Source organism: Vibrio sp. L85 (assembly GCF_963871815.1).
Lineage (GTDB): Bacteria > Pseudomonadota > Gammaproteobacteria > Enterobacterales > Vibrionaceae > Vibrio > Vibrio harveyi.
In genome coordinates, this window is sequence record NZ_CAWMYL010000176.1 from 168,809 (window position 1) to 184,911 (window position 16,103).

At 45.8% G+C, this 16,103-nt stretch carries 15 protein-coding genes; 7 read left to right on the plus strand and 8 right to left on the minus strand.

Annotated elements, in window-relative coordinates:
- Positions 1 to 41: 41 nt before the first annotated feature.
- Entirely contained in the window at positions 42 to 410 is a 369-nt protein-coding gene (locus AACR11_RS18225; RefSeq protein ID WP_029790100.1) for a DoxX family protein, read from the minus strand.
- A 101-nt stretch (positions 411 to 511) separates the two neighbouring features.
- Between AACR11_RS18225 and AACR11_RS18230 the strand changes: the two genes are divergently transcribed.
- Positions 512 to 1,399, plus strand: coding sequence for a LysR family transcriptional regulator (locus tag AACR11_RS18230; RefSeq protein WP_029790101.1), 888 nt, complete (start codon positions 512 to 514; stop codon positions 1,397 to 1,399).
- Between the two features lie 325 nt (positions 1,400 to 1,724).
- Here AACR11_RS18230 and AACR11_RS18235 read toward each other — a convergent pair whose 3' ends face one another.
- Entirely contained in the window at positions 1,725 to 3,596 is a 1,872-nt protein-coding gene (locus tag AACR11_RS18235; RefSeq protein WP_020194036.1) for a fructose-specific PTS transporter subunit EIIC, read from the minus strand.
- Between the two features lie 233 nt (positions 3,597 to 3,829).
- Here AACR11_RS18235 and AACR11_RS18240 point away from each other — a divergent pair, with 233 nt between their 5' ends.
- Both AACR11_RS18240 and AACR11_RS18245 read left to right on the plus strand, forming a co-directional pair.
- A complete protein-coding gene (locus AACR11_RS18240; protein WP_005441202.1) occupies positions 3,830 to 4,129 on the plus strand; it encodes a PTS fructose transporter subunit IIB in 300 nt (99 codons plus the stop codon).
- A gap of 12 nt (positions 4,130 to 4,141) precedes the next feature.
- Positions 4,142 to 4,918 carry a PTS sugar transporter subunit IIA gene (locus AACR11_RS18245; protein ID WP_017819357.1) on the plus strand — a complete coding sequence of 259 codons (777 nt, stop codon included), beginning with the start codon at positions 4,142 to 4,144 and terminating at the stop codon, positions 4,916 to 4,918.
- Positions 4,919 to 4,941: 23 nt separating this feature from the next.
- Here AACR11_RS18245 and AACR11_RS18250 read toward each other — a convergent pair whose 3' ends face one another.
- Entirely contained in the window at positions 4,942 to 5,784 is an 843-nt protein-coding gene (locus AACR11_RS18250; RefSeq protein ID WP_005451367.1) for a helix-turn-helix transcriptional regulator, read from the minus strand.
- 382 nt (positions 5,785 to 6,166) lie between these two features.
- Here AACR11_RS18250 and AACR11_RS18255 point away from each other — a divergent pair, with 382 nt between their 5' ends.
- The 4 genes from AACR11_RS18255 to AACR11_RS18270 all read left to right on the plus strand — a co-directional run bounded on the left by AACR11_RS18255 (position 6,167) and on the right by AACR11_RS18270 (position 11,571).
- Positions 6,167 to 8,074: a PTS fructose transporter subunit IIABC gene (locus tag AACR11_RS18255; RefSeq protein ID WP_029790103.1), complete on the plus strand. Its 1,908-nt coding sequence runs from the start codon at positions 6,167 to 6,169 to the stop codon at positions 8,072 to 8,074.
- Positions 8,075 to 8,166: 92 nt separating this feature from the next.
- A complete protein-coding gene (gene manA, locus AACR11_RS18260) occupies positions 8,167 to 9,384 on the plus strand; it encodes a mannose-6-phosphate isomerase, class I (RefSeq protein ID WP_408642793.1) in 1,218 nt (405 codons plus the stop codon).
- Positions 9,385 to 9,585: 201 nt separating this feature from the next.
- On the plus strand, positions 9,586 to 10,521 hold the full coding sequence (locus tag AACR11_RS18265) for an ADP-ribosylglycohydrolase family protein (protein ID WP_029790105.1): 936 nt from the start codon (positions 9,586 to 9,588) through the stop codon (positions 10,519 to 10,521).
- A gap of 144 nt (positions 10,522 to 10,665) precedes the next feature.
- Positions 10,666 to 11,571: a LysR family transcriptional regulator gene (locus AACR11_RS18270; RefSeq protein ID WP_029790106.1), complete on the plus strand. Its 906-nt coding sequence runs from the start codon at positions 10,666 to 10,668 to the stop codon at positions 11,569 to 11,571.
- A 65-nt stretch (positions 11,572 to 11,636) separates the two neighbouring features.
- On the opposite strand, the gene AACR11_RS18275 is transcribed toward AACR11_RS18270, so the two are convergent.
- From AACR11_RS18275 to norW, 5 genes are all read right to left on the minus strand, one after another.
- Positions 11,637 to 12,632 carry an HlyD family secretion protein gene (locus AACR11_RS18275; protein WP_029790107.1) on the minus strand — a complete coding sequence of 332 codons (996 nt, stop codon included), beginning with the start codon at positions 12,630 to 12,632 and terminating at the stop codon, positions 11,637 to 11,639.
- Positions 12,632 to 12,955 (minus strand): DUF3302 domain-containing protein, encoded by a 324-nt coding sequence (locus tag AACR11_RS18280; protein WP_029790108.1) that lies wholly within the window; start codon positions 12,953 to 12,955, stop codon positions 12,632 to 12,634. Before AACR11_RS18280 ends, AACR11_RS18275 begins: the two co-directional genes overlap by 1 nt.
- A 426-nt stretch (positions 12,956 to 13,381) precedes the next feature.
- On the minus strand, positions 13,382 to 14,239 hold the full coding sequence (locus AACR11_RS18285) for a DUF2608 domain-containing protein (protein ID WP_029790109.1): 858 nt from the start codon (positions 14,237 to 14,239) through the stop codon (positions 13,382 to 13,384).
- 330 nt (positions 14,240 to 14,569) lie between these two features.
- Complete coding sequence (locus AACR11_RS18290) at positions 14,570 to 14,908, minus strand: DUF1971 domain-containing protein (protein WP_029790110.1); 339 nt, start codon at positions 14,906 to 14,908, stop codon at positions 14,570 to 14,572.
- A gap of 42 nt (positions 14,909 to 14,950) precedes the next feature.
- Positions 14,951 to 16,099 (minus strand): NADH:flavorubredoxin reductase NorW, encoded by a 1,149-nt coding sequence (gene norW / locus AACR11_RS18295; RefSeq protein ID WP_029790111.1) that lies wholly within the window; start codon positions 16,097 to 16,099, stop codon positions 14,951 to 14,953.
- Positions 16,100 to 16,103 lie beyond the last annotated feature (4 nt).

Consider the following 16,103-nt stretch of genomic DNA (forward strand, 5'->3'; position numbering starts at 1 on the left):
GTTACTAAAGATTTCAGAACATTACTTGTAATAATTTCGTCTTAAATAAGCGCAACAAACTCAATTAAAGGCGAAGCCACCAAAAGTGATAATAAAAGCGTCACAATTGACGGAATCGCATCTTTCCAAGTATCAAAACGAAAATGGAAAAGCATCGCACCAACGGAGGTGAAAACAATAAAACTTGCACCTATCGCGCTTAACAAGTTGTTCGTCGATAACAAGCCAATTAACATCAAAATTGCACCCGTTACCTCAACCAGTCCAACCAAAAACATAGCGGCACGGTTCAACCCATATTTTTGGAAGAACGCGAGCTGAGGCTCAAAAATCGGCTTCACCCAACCGATGATTTTGATAGAACTGGCAAACAAGAAAAACGCGATTAACAACCCTTGAATCAACACCATAATTTTAACTCCCGAACAGATGATGGAAGTATTAAAGCATTCCACTTGAAACTTAAGGAGAGTAGTATTTAGCTACTTATCATTCCAAACAGGAATGCATCATGGATAAATTTGATTGTTTGAAAGTCTTTTCTCGTGTTGCTCAGTTAGGTTCATTTACTGCCGCGGCTAACGAACTCAATACCACTCAGAGTGCAGTGAGCAAGAAGATCGCTTGGCTTGAGAGTGAAGTCGGCATCACCTTGTTTCATCGTCATGCTCGCGCTATCAGCTTAACTTCTGGTGGAAAACAATATCTCGAACTGGCACAAACACTCACAGAGCAAATGGATTCCTTCGAGTCGCAACTTAGACAAGAGCAAGCGTCGGTCTCTGGCGAGCTCAAGCTTTCAGTGCCGAGTGCGTTTAGCGTTCGCTTGTTATCTGCGCCACTGAATGAGTTTCTCAACCAACATCCGGAACTTAGCGTCGATGTGTCAGTTTCGGACAAGTTTGTCGATTTAGTTGAAGGCAATGTTGATATCGCGATTCGTGCCGCCTACCTAAAAGACTCGGGGTTAAAAGCGCGTTGGTTGATGGATAACGAATTGGTTTACTTCGCTTCTCCAAGTTACATCGACAAGCGCGACCCTATTCTTAGTGCTAACGATTTGAGTACGCACTGCTGCTTAACCTACTCACTCTCCAATCCGTCTAACTTGTGGCGTTTTAGCGATGGTGATGAAGCCATTAAAGTCAAAGTGAAAGAGCAGGTTCGAAGTGATAGTCCTGAGATGTTGGTGCAAATGGCAAAGCTTGGGCAAGGTATCGCTGCAATGCCAAAATGGATGGTAGAACAAGAGCTTAACAACGGTGAGTTAATTCAAGTATTAACGCAATATCAATCAGTTAAGCTACCAATGTACTTGGTTTACAAAGATAGTGAGTACCAACCTCAGCGCATTCGCACTTTTATTGATTTCTTAGTTCAGCACTTTTCGCAGGGATAAAAAAAGCTCCATCAAAAATGATGGAGCTAACGAGCAGATAGCCTTAGTGGGATTATCCCCAAATGACTTCAAGATGCAGTATTCAGAGCTTGGTCACTGACTCGAGTTCGAGGAAAACATCGCAGCGTAATAGTGAGCTATTTCCAAGATGTTTGACAAAGAAATCGCTTCAGTGACAAGCTCCCGAAGGGCGAGTTGATTTGGTTTGCATACTTTGTTAATGATTTTTGATTTAGCACCACTAGAACTTTAAATCGTTGCCTCGCCTGAAAACCAAATCATTCTCGCTGAACCATGCATATCGAGGTTACTTGGGGATATGTACTTAAGGGATTCTTTTCGCCTGCAACAGTGCTGCTGCATTGAGCATCGCGTCTTTAGTGCTGACATCCAGCACCTTCATTTTTCTGAATCGTTCTGGCTCTTTGATGGCGACATCGTGAGCGAAGATTACAAACCTCGCCTTGGCGATATCTTTGTCAGTGATTCGGTTAATGATGCCGTTCGCCCCTTGCGTTTCGACCTTGATCTTAATGCCTAACGCACAGGCGGCTTTCTCTAATGACTTCGCCGCTAAGAAGGTGTGCGCCACACCTGATGGACAAGACGTCACGGCAAGAATGTCTGCTTCGCCCTCGCCTTGCACAGATGTATACGCTTGAGATTGACCAACCGGACTGTCGTCTTCTGTGACCGTCTTCTTAAGCGCAATAACAATCAATGCGGTGGTAAACGAGCCTGCGATTGTGCCGACAATGTAGCCAATCTTGCCGTCCACAACTGGCAGCACAATCCAGCCGCCCCACGGAGCATGGTTAATGACATGGAACATAAACCCAATCACGTTACCGACGATACCACCAGCAACAATCGCAGGCAGTACGCGAGCTGGGTCACCCGCCGCAAACGGAATTGCTCCTTCGCTGATGCCAATCATGCCCATGATGCCCGCGGCTTTACCCGCTTCACGTTCATCACGTTTAAACTTACTTGGCGATAGAAAAGTTGCTAACGCCATACCTAAAGGCGGGGTACAAATCGCGATACCGACACCACCCATCAACCACGGCTGAGTATTCACCTGTGTCTGAGCAAACAAGGTCGCCACTTTGTTGATAGGACCGCCCATATCAAACGCGGTCATTGCACCCAGTACGGTGCCCAACATCACTTTGCCTGAGCCAGCCATACCCGTGAGCACATCGTTCATAGTCGTCATTGCGCTGGCGATAGGTGAACCAATCACCCACATCACTGCGCCACAGGTGACAAACGTACCAACCAGTGGGTAGATAAAAATCGAGCCGAGGGAGCTCATGCTGTCCGGCAATTGAATCTTCTTCAGTAGCCAAACCACAAAGCCGGCGAAAAATCCGACGACAATCGCGCCCAAGAAGCCAGTGTTGTAATGACTAACCGCAATCCAAGATCCAATCATTCCCGGAGCAAGACCAGGCTTATCAGCGATCGAATAGGCAATGTAACCACCTAATACCGCGGTAAATAGTGTCAGACCTGCAATGCCCATTTTGGCGATATCAGCCAGAATGCCTTCTTTCGGAACCCCACCATGACCTGAGATCATCACAGAGAGAGATAGCAATACACCGCCCGCGACAATAAACGGGATCATATGTGAAGTGCCGAACAGCAAGTGCTCTTTCATTCTGCTCAGCTTTTGTGCCCAAGGGCTAAGGGGTTCAGATGCGAATTCCAGAGGATCTAAACCTGAGTCGTTTGCGTTCGACTGAATGTCAGTGAGTAGTTCGTGCGCTTCATCCACTGATTTCGCTGCTTTTAACTTATTGACGAAACCATCTTCAATGATTTTGGTGGAGATTTGTGCCAAGACTTCGATGTGGTGATGATCATCCCCATCCGGAGAAGCCAGCATGAAAAATACGTCAGACAGTTCGCCGTCATCAGCACCGTAATCAATCCCTTTGCGGCTGATGCCCACTGCGACTGCGGGTTTTGCGACCGCATTGCTTTTGGCGTGAGGAATGGCAATACCCTCGTCAAAGCCGGTATTGCCAATCTCTTCTCGTTTCCAAATGTCCGCCAAGAACTGACTTTTGCTAGTGAGCTTGCCCGCCGCGTCCAACAATTCGACGAGCTCTTTGAGCGCTTCATCTTTGGTTTGAGCCTGCAAATCCAAGCAAATGGTTTCCGGTTCAATAAGGTTTAATATGTCCATTGTTTGTACCTTGCAATGTTCACGCTCGAGAGTCATGAGTTATTTGTTCCATCTATGACTGTGTACAGAGTAACCAACACTCGTCCTTTCCAATACAGGACAAAAAGTGCATTAACTGGATTAATGTAACATGAGATTTAAACTGTGATAGAGCTCTTGCGATTATCTGCTTTAAATCCATCCTTCCGACGGTCACTATGCTAAAATCCACAAAAAAATAAAGTGGATAGAACATGAAGATCGTAGCGGTGACAGCGTGCCCTACAGGCATCGCTCATACTTATATGGCGGCAGATGCACTAATGAAAGCTGCGCCTAAGCATAACGTACAAATTAAGGTTGAGACGCAAGGCGCGATGGGTATTGAGAATCAGCTCACTCCCCACGATATTGCACAAGCGGATCGTGTCTTAATTGTGTCCGATATTGAGATTGAACAACCAGCTCGCTTTGAAGGCACCAACAAAGTCCAAATCCCGATTGAAGACGTGTTACTCAATGTCGATAAAGTATTCCTTGTACACTGTCGATGATACGCTGTGCTGATGAACGAATACCAAATCACCTTTTTTGTCGACGATATTAATGCCAGTGCTCATGTCGCACAGCCCCTCAATCGCGTCGCCAAAAAGTTCAAAAGCACATTACACATCATCAACATAACCCAAAATCGCGTCGCTGAACTCACTAAGTCAATCGCGGTTTTACAAGTTGGCTTGCAGCAAGGCGACTTGTGTCAAATCACGGCTATTGGTATTGACGCCGAGCTTGCCTGTTTCGTTATCAAAGATATGATTGCTGAGAACTTCACCGTTGTGGGTTCTCACATCAACTACGAGTTCTCAAGCCAACTTGCTGAGCGTCTTCCGCAAATTTGCCCGCCTTGTGAAATTAAATGGCATTACGCCAAAGCGCACACTGAGCTCACCAAGTTTGAGTGCTTGAAAGGGCTAGCGCAGCTTATTCATCCTATTCATCCAGACGAACTCATTCTCGCCTTTATCAAACGCGAAGAACGATCTTCAACCGCAGTAACACCAGGCATTGCTCTACCCCATGTCATGTTCGAAGGTGTGGACCACATTTCTGTCGCAGTTATCGCTAACGAGATTCCGATGGATTGGGCATCCAAAATGGGTGAGGTGCATCTTGCTATAGCATTAGTAATGCCAGCGAAACCCACACGCGAGCACATCATTGCAGCAACCAACTTAACTCGTAATCTACTGACCGACCAAATGGCTGAACGTTTACTGCTAACAAAAAGCAGCGTCGACTTGCAGGCGCTTCTGATGTACGCCATGTCGAGGCTGCTCGCTTAGTCTTTATTGTTTTGATTTCTGTTCTAGATTGAACCGCGATATTCCGTTGGCGTTCTGCCCGTTCGGTTCTTAAAGACTCGGCAGAAGTAGTTCACATCTTTGAATCCACAGCGCACCGATACCTCATTCAACTTAAAGTTGTATTTCTTGAGCATAAACTTCGCACGGTCTACCCGTACCCACGTAATGTAATCGGCTAACGTCATGTGACCTTGCTGACGGAACAAACGCGACAAATGGTTAGAAGAAATGCTGAACCTCGACGCAATGCTGTCACGCGTAATTGGGCGATGGAAGTTCTCTTGGATATAGATACAAATGCCCTGATACAGGTCTTGCACTCGGCTGTGCGCCTGCGTCTCAATAGGCGCATCTAACATCGACTTAGCGTATTGCAACAAGGCTTGCAGCAACAGCTCATCCATTGGCTTCTTATTACACTCACGAGCCAATGAACTCAGCGCTTCCAAGATATTATCAATGGCAAATCCAGAACGAGTTTGAATACTGTGTTTTTGAATATCGTAAAAGCTCGCTTCCCCTTTACGTTTGGACACGAGACTCAAACCCAATTGACGGCGACCAAAGAGAATACTTAATACCGAGCAATCTGTATCCCAGTCAGGTTTATTCCAACAGTTAGGCGGAATAAATATCGCGTCACCGGTTTTCGCCACGATATGCGTCACTTTGCGATCATGACTTTCCATTTCATTAATATATTCACCAGATAAGACCAATTCTAATCGAGGGAAGTTAACCTGATAGCTAAATTCAGGCGGTGTATGAAAATCACCAGCAAACCATATATTGTGGAATGGTTCTCGCTCGTTTAATACTGATGAAATCAAATCATGAAAAATCATTTTACGTACTCTTAAACACGCATCCATGATGCTATACCTATAGATATACACCCTACTGGATTTTTGTGCTATTGAGCAAAATCACACTTCCATTTTAAGGTTACAAAAATCCAGTTAACGCATCAATTATCCAGTCTAGCAAATCATCAACAAAGCCTTCAAACCCTTATATATGGGAGCAATAACACATTTCACTTATGGTTCACCGACTTCCACATAATGTCACAGATATGCAGTAAGTTTATCCAGTAGACGATCTACATCACACTCTAGTCGGGCGGTTACAATCGTCCAGTAAATGCATTTTTTCTTCACTACTGTCTCCGCTTGGTTAATTTCAAAATACCCCTGAAATAAAAATTATATTTATAGGGGTTCGACAATGATCACCAAACTAATAAATGAAGACTTGATTAAGCTTGATCTTCAAGCGACTTCAAAAGAAGACGTATTTAAAGAACTGGTTGCAGTTCTACACGCCCAAGGTCGTATTTCAGACCAAGAGCAATTTCTTGCAGATATAAAAGCACGTGAAGAATTAGGTAACACCGGATTTGAGGATGGCGTTGCTATCCCACACGCGAAAAGTGCCGCGGTTCTTGAACCAGCGGTTGTGATCGGCGTAAGCAAATCAGGTATCGAATACGGCGCAGAAGACGGTTTGCCTTCAAAACTGTTCTTCATGATCGCTTCTCCAGACGGTGGCGATAACCACCATATCGAAGTACTTGCAGAGCTGTCTTCAAAACTGATTGAAGATGGTTTTATTGATGCATTCTTAGGTGCAGCAAACAGCCAAGACGCACTGGCACTCCTACTGGCTAAAGAAGAGCCACAACCAGTGGCGGACGCACCAGCAAACCAAGGTTTCATCATTGGTGTTACTGGTTGTCCTGCTGGCGTTGCGCACACTTACCTAGCGGCAGAAGCGCTAGAGAAAGGTGCAGCGGCGATGGGTTACGAAATCAAGGTTGAAACGAACGGTTCAATCGGTGTGAAAAACAGCCCAACCGCAGAAGAAATCGAGCGTGCAGACGCAATCATCGTGGCATGTGACAAACAAGTCGATATGAACCGCTTTGCGGGCAAACGCGTGGTTAAAACTAACGTAAAAGCCCCTATCCGCGATGCTCAAGGTCTGATTAACGAAGCGTTAAGCGCTCCAGAATACCAAGCAGAAGCAAGCAGCAATGCACAAGCGTCTGTTGCAAACAAAGCCTCTCAGGCTCGCTCGGACCTTTACCGCTACTTGATGAACGGCGTATCACACATGATCCCATTCGTTGTAACGGGTGGTCTGTTGATTGCACTTGCTCTTGCAGTCGGTGGTCAGCCAAGTGAAGCGGGCATGGCAATTCCTGAAGGCAGCATGTGGAACCAAATCCTCAACGTAGGTGTGGTTGCCTTTACGCTGATGATCCCAATCCTAGCCGGTTACATTGCTTACGCGATTGCTGACCGTCCTGCTCTAGCTCCTGGCTTGATCGGTGGTTGGATTGCAAACAACGGTTCTTTCTACGGCGCAGACGCTGGTACAGGCTTTATCGGTGCCATCATCGCTGGTCTGCTTGTGGGTTACTTCGTGAAGTGGATTACGTCGATTAACTACCACAAATTCATTCAACCTTTAGTACCAATCATGATTGCGCCAATCACAGGTTCGCTATTCATCGCTGGTCTTTTCATCTTCGTTATCGGCGCGCCAATCGCAAGCCTAATGGACGGTCTGACTGCGCTACTAACAAGCATGAGTACAGGTAACGTCGTTCTACTAGGCATCGTACTTGGTGGTATGGCTGGCTTCGATATGGGTGGTCCATTCAACAAGGTCGCGTTCCTATTCTCTGTGGGCATGATTGCGAGCGGTCAAACTCAATTTATGGGTGCGATGGCGTGTGCAATCCCTGTTGCACCTCTAGGCATGGCACTGGCAACGGCGCTTGGTCGTAAGTTCGACCTGTTCGAAGAATCAGAAACCGAAGCGGGCAAAGCTGCAGGCGCTATGGGTCTGGTTGGCATCTCTGAAGGTGCGATTCCATTCGCAGCGCAAGATCCAATGTCAGTGATTCCAGCAAACGTACTTGGCTCAATGGTAGCGGCAGTAATGGCGTTCTCATTCGGCATTACCAACAGTGTTGCTCACGGCGGTCCAGTTGTGGCTCTACTTGGTGCGATGAACCACCCAGTACTTGCTCTGATTTGTATGGCAGCTGGCGCAGTAGTTACCGCAGTAACGTGTGTAACTCTGAAGAAAGTTCGCAAAGCAAAAATGATGCAAGCAGCCGCTTAATCACCCCTACCCCCAAATGGCTCCTATGGCTTGGGCAATGTCGCTCAAGCCATGATTTTCTCTCATGGTGACACTCTATGTCTGATTTAACGATGTCCGATACACAAACAATTCAAACTCAAGCTAAGCATCCGATGTTTTTCCTGATGAACAACGTGATTCAAAACTACGCTTGGGGCAGTACTACTTCTGTTAACCAACTGTTTGGCATTGAAAACCCAACGGGCGAGCCACAAGCAGAAGTATGGATGGGCGCGCATCCAAACGGTTGCTCATTGGTGATGGTAAACGGTGAGGAGACCAAACTCTCTTCACTGATTGCTCAAGACATGAATGCCTTTCTGAGTGAAGAAGTCACAAACCGTTTTGGTGAACTTCCATACCTGTTTAAAGTGCTTGCCGCTGAGAAAGCACTGTCGATTCAGGTTCACCCAAACAAACAACAAGCAGAATTAGGCTTTGCACTGGAAGAAAAACAAGGCATTCCCCTAACCGCTGCAAACCGTAACTACAAAGATCCAAACCACAAACCTGAGTTGGTTTACGCGCTAACCGAATACCAAGCGATGAATGGCTTCCGCCCAATAAGTGAAATCATCAGTTTCTTCTCTGAACTGGCGATTCCTGAGCTACAAGGCTTGGTGGATGACCTTATCGCAAACCAAACGCCAACGGGCTTGGCGACCTTCTTCTCGGGTCTACTGTCACTAGAGGGCGAACAGAAAGAGATGGCGTTGACGGTGCTATTGGCTCAAGCTCGCATCACCGACTTACCTCTGTTCAACCTCATTCTTGAACTAGAGAAGCAATACCCTGGCGATATTGGTTTGTTTGCGCCACTGATGCTCAATGTGATTACCCTACAACCGGGCGATGCCATGTTCTTAGATGCAGAAACGCCACACGCTTACTTGAAAGGTACAGGTCTTGAGATCATGGCGAACTCAGACAACGTACTGCGCGCTGGTCTGACACCAAAATACATGGACGTGAAAGAACTCGTTGCGTGTACACGCTTCAACGAGAAGGCATTCGACAGCCTATTGCTCGCACCAAACGAAATCGACGATATGTTGGAATACCCAATTCCTGTGGACGATTTCAAATTTGCCATCGTTAAGCAAGCTCACCAACGCACTCTAGAAGTTCAAACCGCTGAGATCCTTATGCCTCTGGATACCAAACTTGTGCTGACTCATGCAAACGGCGAAACATGCGAAGTTGAAAAAGGACAATCAGTTTTCATTCCAGCTTACGCAAAACAGGTTACTTTGGATTGTGAAGGTCGCGTCGCACGCGCTTACAGTTAATCGTTATTATTGATAGTACGCCACTAAAACCAACGCCTCGCCACTCGCGGGGCGTTTTGCTTTTAACCTTAGTCTTTTTAACCCTAGTAAAGCAATGGTTAATTGAGCGCTATAGTCTTGATCCAAAACAGAAAAATTTCCCTACAAAACCAAGAAACTGTGTAAGACTTATTGAGTAGCCCTGTTGATAAAGGTGGCAAGATGACTCACAGAAACGCTCGCTCTCTTCATGCCATTATCGGCGCACTCGTCGGTGATGCAGCATCTCTCGGATTTCATTGGCTTTACGATCAAGAACTCATCAGGCAGTTTGGTTCTCCGCATCCGGAATTTCATCAACCTAACCGAACTGAATATCATGACAAAGGTTATTTTGCCCACGGTAGCAAGCAAGTCGGTGACCTCACCCACTATGGCGCGCAGCTTGTTGCCATGTTAGATGCTCTGGTTCAAACCGGGCACTACGACGAGGCGCGTTACATTCGCTCCTTTCGAGAATGGTTTGATTTTGGTGGTAAATGGCAGGGCTATACAGACAAACCGACTAAGCAAACACTGCTCAACATTCATGAGTTGGAAGCCAAAGAACTGCGCGTAGCTTTGTGCGGGGCTGACGACACACAAAACCCTGCATTATCTAAGCTTCCGCCTTTGGTGGCTTTTCATTCCGATGATGACAAACTCGCTAAACTGGTCGATTCCGCCGTACGGGTTACCAATAACAACGACATCGCAGTTATGTACGCCCAAGCTGTCGCTGTGATGATTCAGATGGCATTGCAAGGCGCTGCGCCCAAAGCGTGTGTAATGGCAGCTCAGACGGTTTCTCCAAAGATTGCCAGCGATATTCAACGTGCAGAGGCGATGAGTGGCAGAAACGCCACCAGCGTTGCGGAGTCCGTTGGAATGCATTGCGGTTTAGACGCTTCGTTTGTGGTGATTTGTCATTTGTTGATGAATTCAGAAAGCTACGAAACCACCATGCGTGAGAACATTTACTGTGGCGGCGATTCAAGTGGGCGAGCCATTCCGCTCGGTGCTATTCTCGGGGCAAGTTACTACGACACGCCAATGTCGATTCCAAATCATTGGATGGATCAAACCGCGCTACCCCGTCGTTTACTGCAGTGCTTATAACCCTCTTGAACCAGCGAAAAGAACAGAAACCATACTCTGGTCTTTTCGTTGGTGATGATTTGAATCTCGCCTGACAGAAATAATCCTCGAAATCTTTACGCTATCCACCTACATTGAAGATAAAGCAAATCAAAGAGATAGCCTATGGACCTTAACTTGTTAAAAACGTTTGATGCGGTCATGAAATCAAAAAGCGTCAACGATGCCGCTACCGCATTAAACATCACTGCGCCCGCCGTGAGTCACGCACTCAACAAGTTAAGAGATCAATACCAAGATCCCCTCTTTGTTCGTCAAGGCAGAGGTATCGTCCCGACGAATTTCGCGATTGAGCTACACGCAGAAATCAAAGAGCCTTTAAGTCTATTGATTAACGGTTCGAAATCTCGTCAAGAATTCACGCCAGAAACCAGCCAACGCACGTTTCGAATCTCTAGCCATAAAGATATCGATTTAATGCTCGTACCAGCCTTGGCAAAATACAAATCTCAGCATGCGCCATTGGTGTCTATTGAAGCGGATGTGGAACACTTAAACGAACAAGACCGCCAAGACGATTTAAGACGCCGACGCGTGGACGTGATTCTTGCTACCGTGCCTTTGACGGATCATGGTTATCACAATGAATTGTTATTTGAACAGGAACTTATGGTGACAGTAAGCCAAGATCACCCTCGTATTCAGGACGCACTCACGTACGACGACTTCATGCGTGAATCTCATGTGACTTGGCGAACTCAGCGACTCAATACCAATGCTTTAGACTCTTTGATCATTGAAGATACGCTGCCACCAAGGCAAGTGGCATATTCGACAGGTTCGAGCATGACAGCGCTTCAATTAGTGTCTCAAACCGATTGGATATGCGTCACCTCGCGTTGGTTCTCTGACAACTTGGCAAGCAAGCTCGGATTGAACGCTTTCCCGTTGCCCTTTGAAGCCAATAAGGTGCCTATTTACATGACTTGGCACCAATCACAAAAGAGCGACAAAGGGCATGAATGGCTGAGGAATGCAATTAAACAGGCGGTCGCTCAATCCATTGACTAACAGACAAATAATCACAGAACATCCATAGAAAAAGGGCGAAGCCTGCTGCTTCGCCCTTGTTGCTATTAGCCTTCGAATAACCAGTTTTGCCAACTCTGCATTCTCAAAATTACTTTACGTACAATGCTGAACATTTCCCATTTCGGTGAGTACACCGCAACATGTGCATCTGTGCCGGATGGCAATGGCATGTCTTTTACCAAGTCTGGATTATCCAGTTCCACTTTCACTAAGATTCGACCACCAGCAGGAATTTGTTCTGGGTACTTCATATTGCCTGATGGTGATACCGCGCCTTGAGCAAAAATGTCATTCACTTGTGTCACATGCGCCTTGTAAGCATGACCGGGAATGGTATTGAAGGTCACTTCCGCCGGATAACCGACTTTTACGTATCGTGCTGGCGCTTGTTTAAATGCAGCAAACAGTTGTTTGTCTTCTTTGTGGACGAAGGTCAGGTTTCCTTGAAACGGCACAATGCGACTCTTCATCCCCGGACGCAGCGCCACTTGCGTGACATAGCCATCCGTTGGTGCGGTGACGGTGGTTTTACTCAGATTAAACTGTGCAACCTCGAGCTCTGATTGGTATTTGCTTTGATTGGCCTTTTGTTCCAGCAATTGGTTCTCAATATCGTCCACTTTCTCTTGAGAAGAATACCCCTTACGCCCTAACTTTTGGTATCTCTCCAGCTCCGCCTGATAGAAATCAATCGCTGATTCGGTACGTTTGATATCACCTTGAATACGGCTCACTTTATCTTTGAACGGTGTATCGTCAATTTGATAGAGAGGGTCACCCGCTTTCACTTGTTGGTTTCCTTGCACATACACTTGAGTAATTATACCTTCTACCTGAGAAGTGATTGGTGTCGTCACACTGTACAAACGCGCCATGCGAGAAACGGGTTGATACATTGCCATATAGAGAAAAATCCATCCCACGATGAACATGCCAATAACGGATGCCGTGGTGAGTGTCCACTTGGTTTTAGGTACACGAAATACTCGAAATACGATAACGCACAGCGCTACGTAACTTAGGATGATAAGAGTTTCCATTATTCGCCCCCTCTCACTTGCTCAAGTTGATTGATACGAACCAGTAGTTGCTCATAATCTTGTTGAGATACCGAAGGCTTAGCACCTAACCAGTTTTGCTTCTCTCCGTCGTACATGGCTGCCCATATCCAAAGAAACGGCCAAATCACATGAAGAAAGAACAAGCTCACCCAACCGGCAATATGAATCGCATCGGCATGGGGATGGTTGCGCTTTTTTGCAATTTCGTAGGGGATATCATGTAAGGCTATCAATCCAAAAATCAGAATCAATAGCACCACAAATAAGATCGCCAGAGAGGCGTAGTCCAACATTAAATTCATTGTGGAAGCTCCTAGTTTAAGACGCTCTAGACGTTTAAGACGATCTAAACAATGCTAAAACGTAACTGAGTGATGACTTTCCTTAAGCTTGTCGCTCCGTCGCAATGAAGAAATTGTAGGATGAGGCTTACATCAGGACTATTGATTCCTATTTAAATGACAGTTTAGTGATATTTAATTGTCCATAAAATCATCAAGTTAGACCTCTATACCCATTCAAATCCTGAATAATTTCAGAATAAGCAGAACAGAATCGAATCTAGCTTTCTACAGGCAGAAAAAAAGCGATACCAATATTGATATCGCTTTGGATAAGGTTGCAAGACCAGTAAATAATCCGAAAAAATCGATTGGACCCCTCCATCTCTCTAAACGGGTATTAATAACCCAGCACAAGCAACAAACCTAAATCACTTTTTCATCTGGTTATTGACCCAAACAAGTGTCACCCATACGTGCAGGCGCAATCTGGTCCAGGACTTTGTTTAACGCTTTCCAATCACTCGCCATCTTATTTGCTTGTTCCTGTGTTAGTACTGCTCCATTTGCAGCAATACGGTCATGCTCTACTTTGGTGTAGTGGAAGATTGTCATATCTACTGCTTTGTCATCTTTGTAGGCATTCTTCATATTGACGACGTTCTTCTCACTGTCATCAACAAACACAACGTCCCTAAAGCTTTGATCTGTCTTATCTAAAATGTACTCAAGCATGGTGCCTTTGTTCATACCTGTGGTCATCATAATGCCATTGATGTAGCTCAGCGGGCGCTTGGGATTATCGATATAGATAGGCAGTGCGTCTGAACCTTTCTCTTTAAGCGCAGTGCGTGTCATATCAAATTGATTACGCATCATTTCACGCTCTGTGGCGTAACGATAATTTGGAGAACGAGACGTTAGAGCCATCACCGTTAGACCATCATCTTGCCAGCCGCGCAACATCGCAGGCACGCCATTTTCGATGGTTTTCATCGGTACTAGCTCGTACAGCATGCCGATAGAGTCTTGAAAAAGACAATCGACTTTATCGCCATCTTTCGGCTTCACATCCAATTTACCGCGTTGCCATTGGTACCAAATATCGCCCCCAATATCGGAAGTCGAAGTCAGCAAAGTATTGTCGATATCAACCACGATCAGTGGATTTTTCCCTGCTTCTTTCAGCTGAGTTACTTTAGCCGCAACATCGTTAAAGTTGTTGGTATCTTTGACCTCCACATCTGCCATTGCGTTAGTTGCGAATGCCAGTGCGCAAAATAGAGCCACTTTTTTTAGCGTCATAGTATTTCCTTAAGTTGATTCTTTCCGAATAACTCGAGCTTTTCAATATTAATTACGTTATAACATAACAAAAATATCGTAACTTTTTGTTACATTCCAACTATATAATTGATATCCATCACATAAATGAGAGCACGGTTTCGTTTTAACGCTCTTCTCGTCGGAGTTCTGTGTACGCAAACCATTATTCAACATCATTTGTAATCGTCGTAAAGTAAGAGACAAAAAAGAGCAGAGACGAATCTCTGCTCTTTTGCCTCCGCTTAATGGATAGTGTGATAGTAAACGCTTCTTCCCGACAAATTAGCGCTGTATTCACTTCTGTATGCGTTATTTCTTCGCGTGGAACATCGCTTGCCCACTCTTATCTTTGTTCGACCAAAAATTGATGTTGAACTGAGCATCATCGCTCATCTCAATTCGGTGCCAATATTGCGAAGGACTGGTAGCAAACTGGCCTGCATTAATCACCACCACCAATTCTGCTTCTGTGGCATTTTCATCAGCAAAGCCGTAGTAAGTCACTTGCCCTTCCATGACACACAGCTGCCCAAACACACCCTCAGCGGTATTATGATGAGTCAGTAGCGCTGGTGGCACATTGTCTTTAGTGAAGAAAGGCGTTGAACGTTGAACAGTCCAGTCTTTAGGAATTCGTAAGTGCGACATAATGATACCCTCTCTAATTACAATTCTTTTCGTTTAAATCGGTTAAGCCTGACCGGCTTGAGACAACTCTCGAAGTAATGGAAATGCTTGGCTGACTTGTTCGCCCGTCACGACGAAGCCCTTGAGTCGGCTATTTTCATCTTCAGCCTTTGCGGCAATGCCTGTTTGAGAAATCTGCACGCTCCAATTCGTCACCGAACTAAAATCGCCCGCTAATTGAATTGGGTAGCTCGGCGTTTTCACCTTTACCATCATAGGCGGTAGTTTCAACTCTGCTTCTTGCCCTAGTAGCTGTTTGCCCAAAGCATTGGCACTTAGCACGATCGGTTGGAGATAAGGCATCATTCGACCTTGGATTTCAGCACAATCGCCTAATGCGAACACATTGGCTGCTGATGTCTGTAATCGGGCATTCACCTTGATACCTTTATTGACGCACACCCCACAAGCCTTCGCTAACCAAGTGTTAGCACGTAAACCCGCCGCTGAAATCACTACATCAGCTTCAATTGCTTTACCTTGGCTCAAGCTTGCCACCAGCGAATCATCTGAGTGATTAATCGCAGCAACTCCAGTCTCCAAGGCTAGTTGAATACCTTGCTGCTTAAGTTGGTTTTCGAGCGGTAATGCGACGAATTCAGGAATCAAGTTAGCGAGCAAACGGGGATTTGGCTCAACCACCGTAACCGCTTTACCACTGGTTGCGAGATCCATGGCGATCTCGACGCCGATCAAACCACCACCCATTACTAGAATTCGTTTCGCACGACTGATTTGCTCTTCCGCTAATTGATATTCTTGTAGCGAGTTCAGCGTTGTCACCTCAGGTGCTGCATCACCAGATATTGGCGGCACAAAGGCTTTCGCGCCTGTCGCAAACACCAGTTTGGAGTAAGAATAGGTTTGGCCGTTGGCGACCACTTGCTGGGCTTGCACGTCGACATGCTCAATCATGGTATGGGCAAATAACTCAATGTTGTGTTCCTGTGCAAACGCCTCACCACTTTTAACCACTAAGTCTTGGGCCGTTTGTTTGTTACTGAATACATGACTCAAATCGGGCTTGTTGTATTCCGCGCCATCATCAGCAGTAAACACTTGCAGCGGAATATGTGCGTCCATTCGACGCACTGTTTTCACCAATTGGTAAGCCGCAAAGCCGCTACCAATAATCACAATAGGTGCTTGCATATTC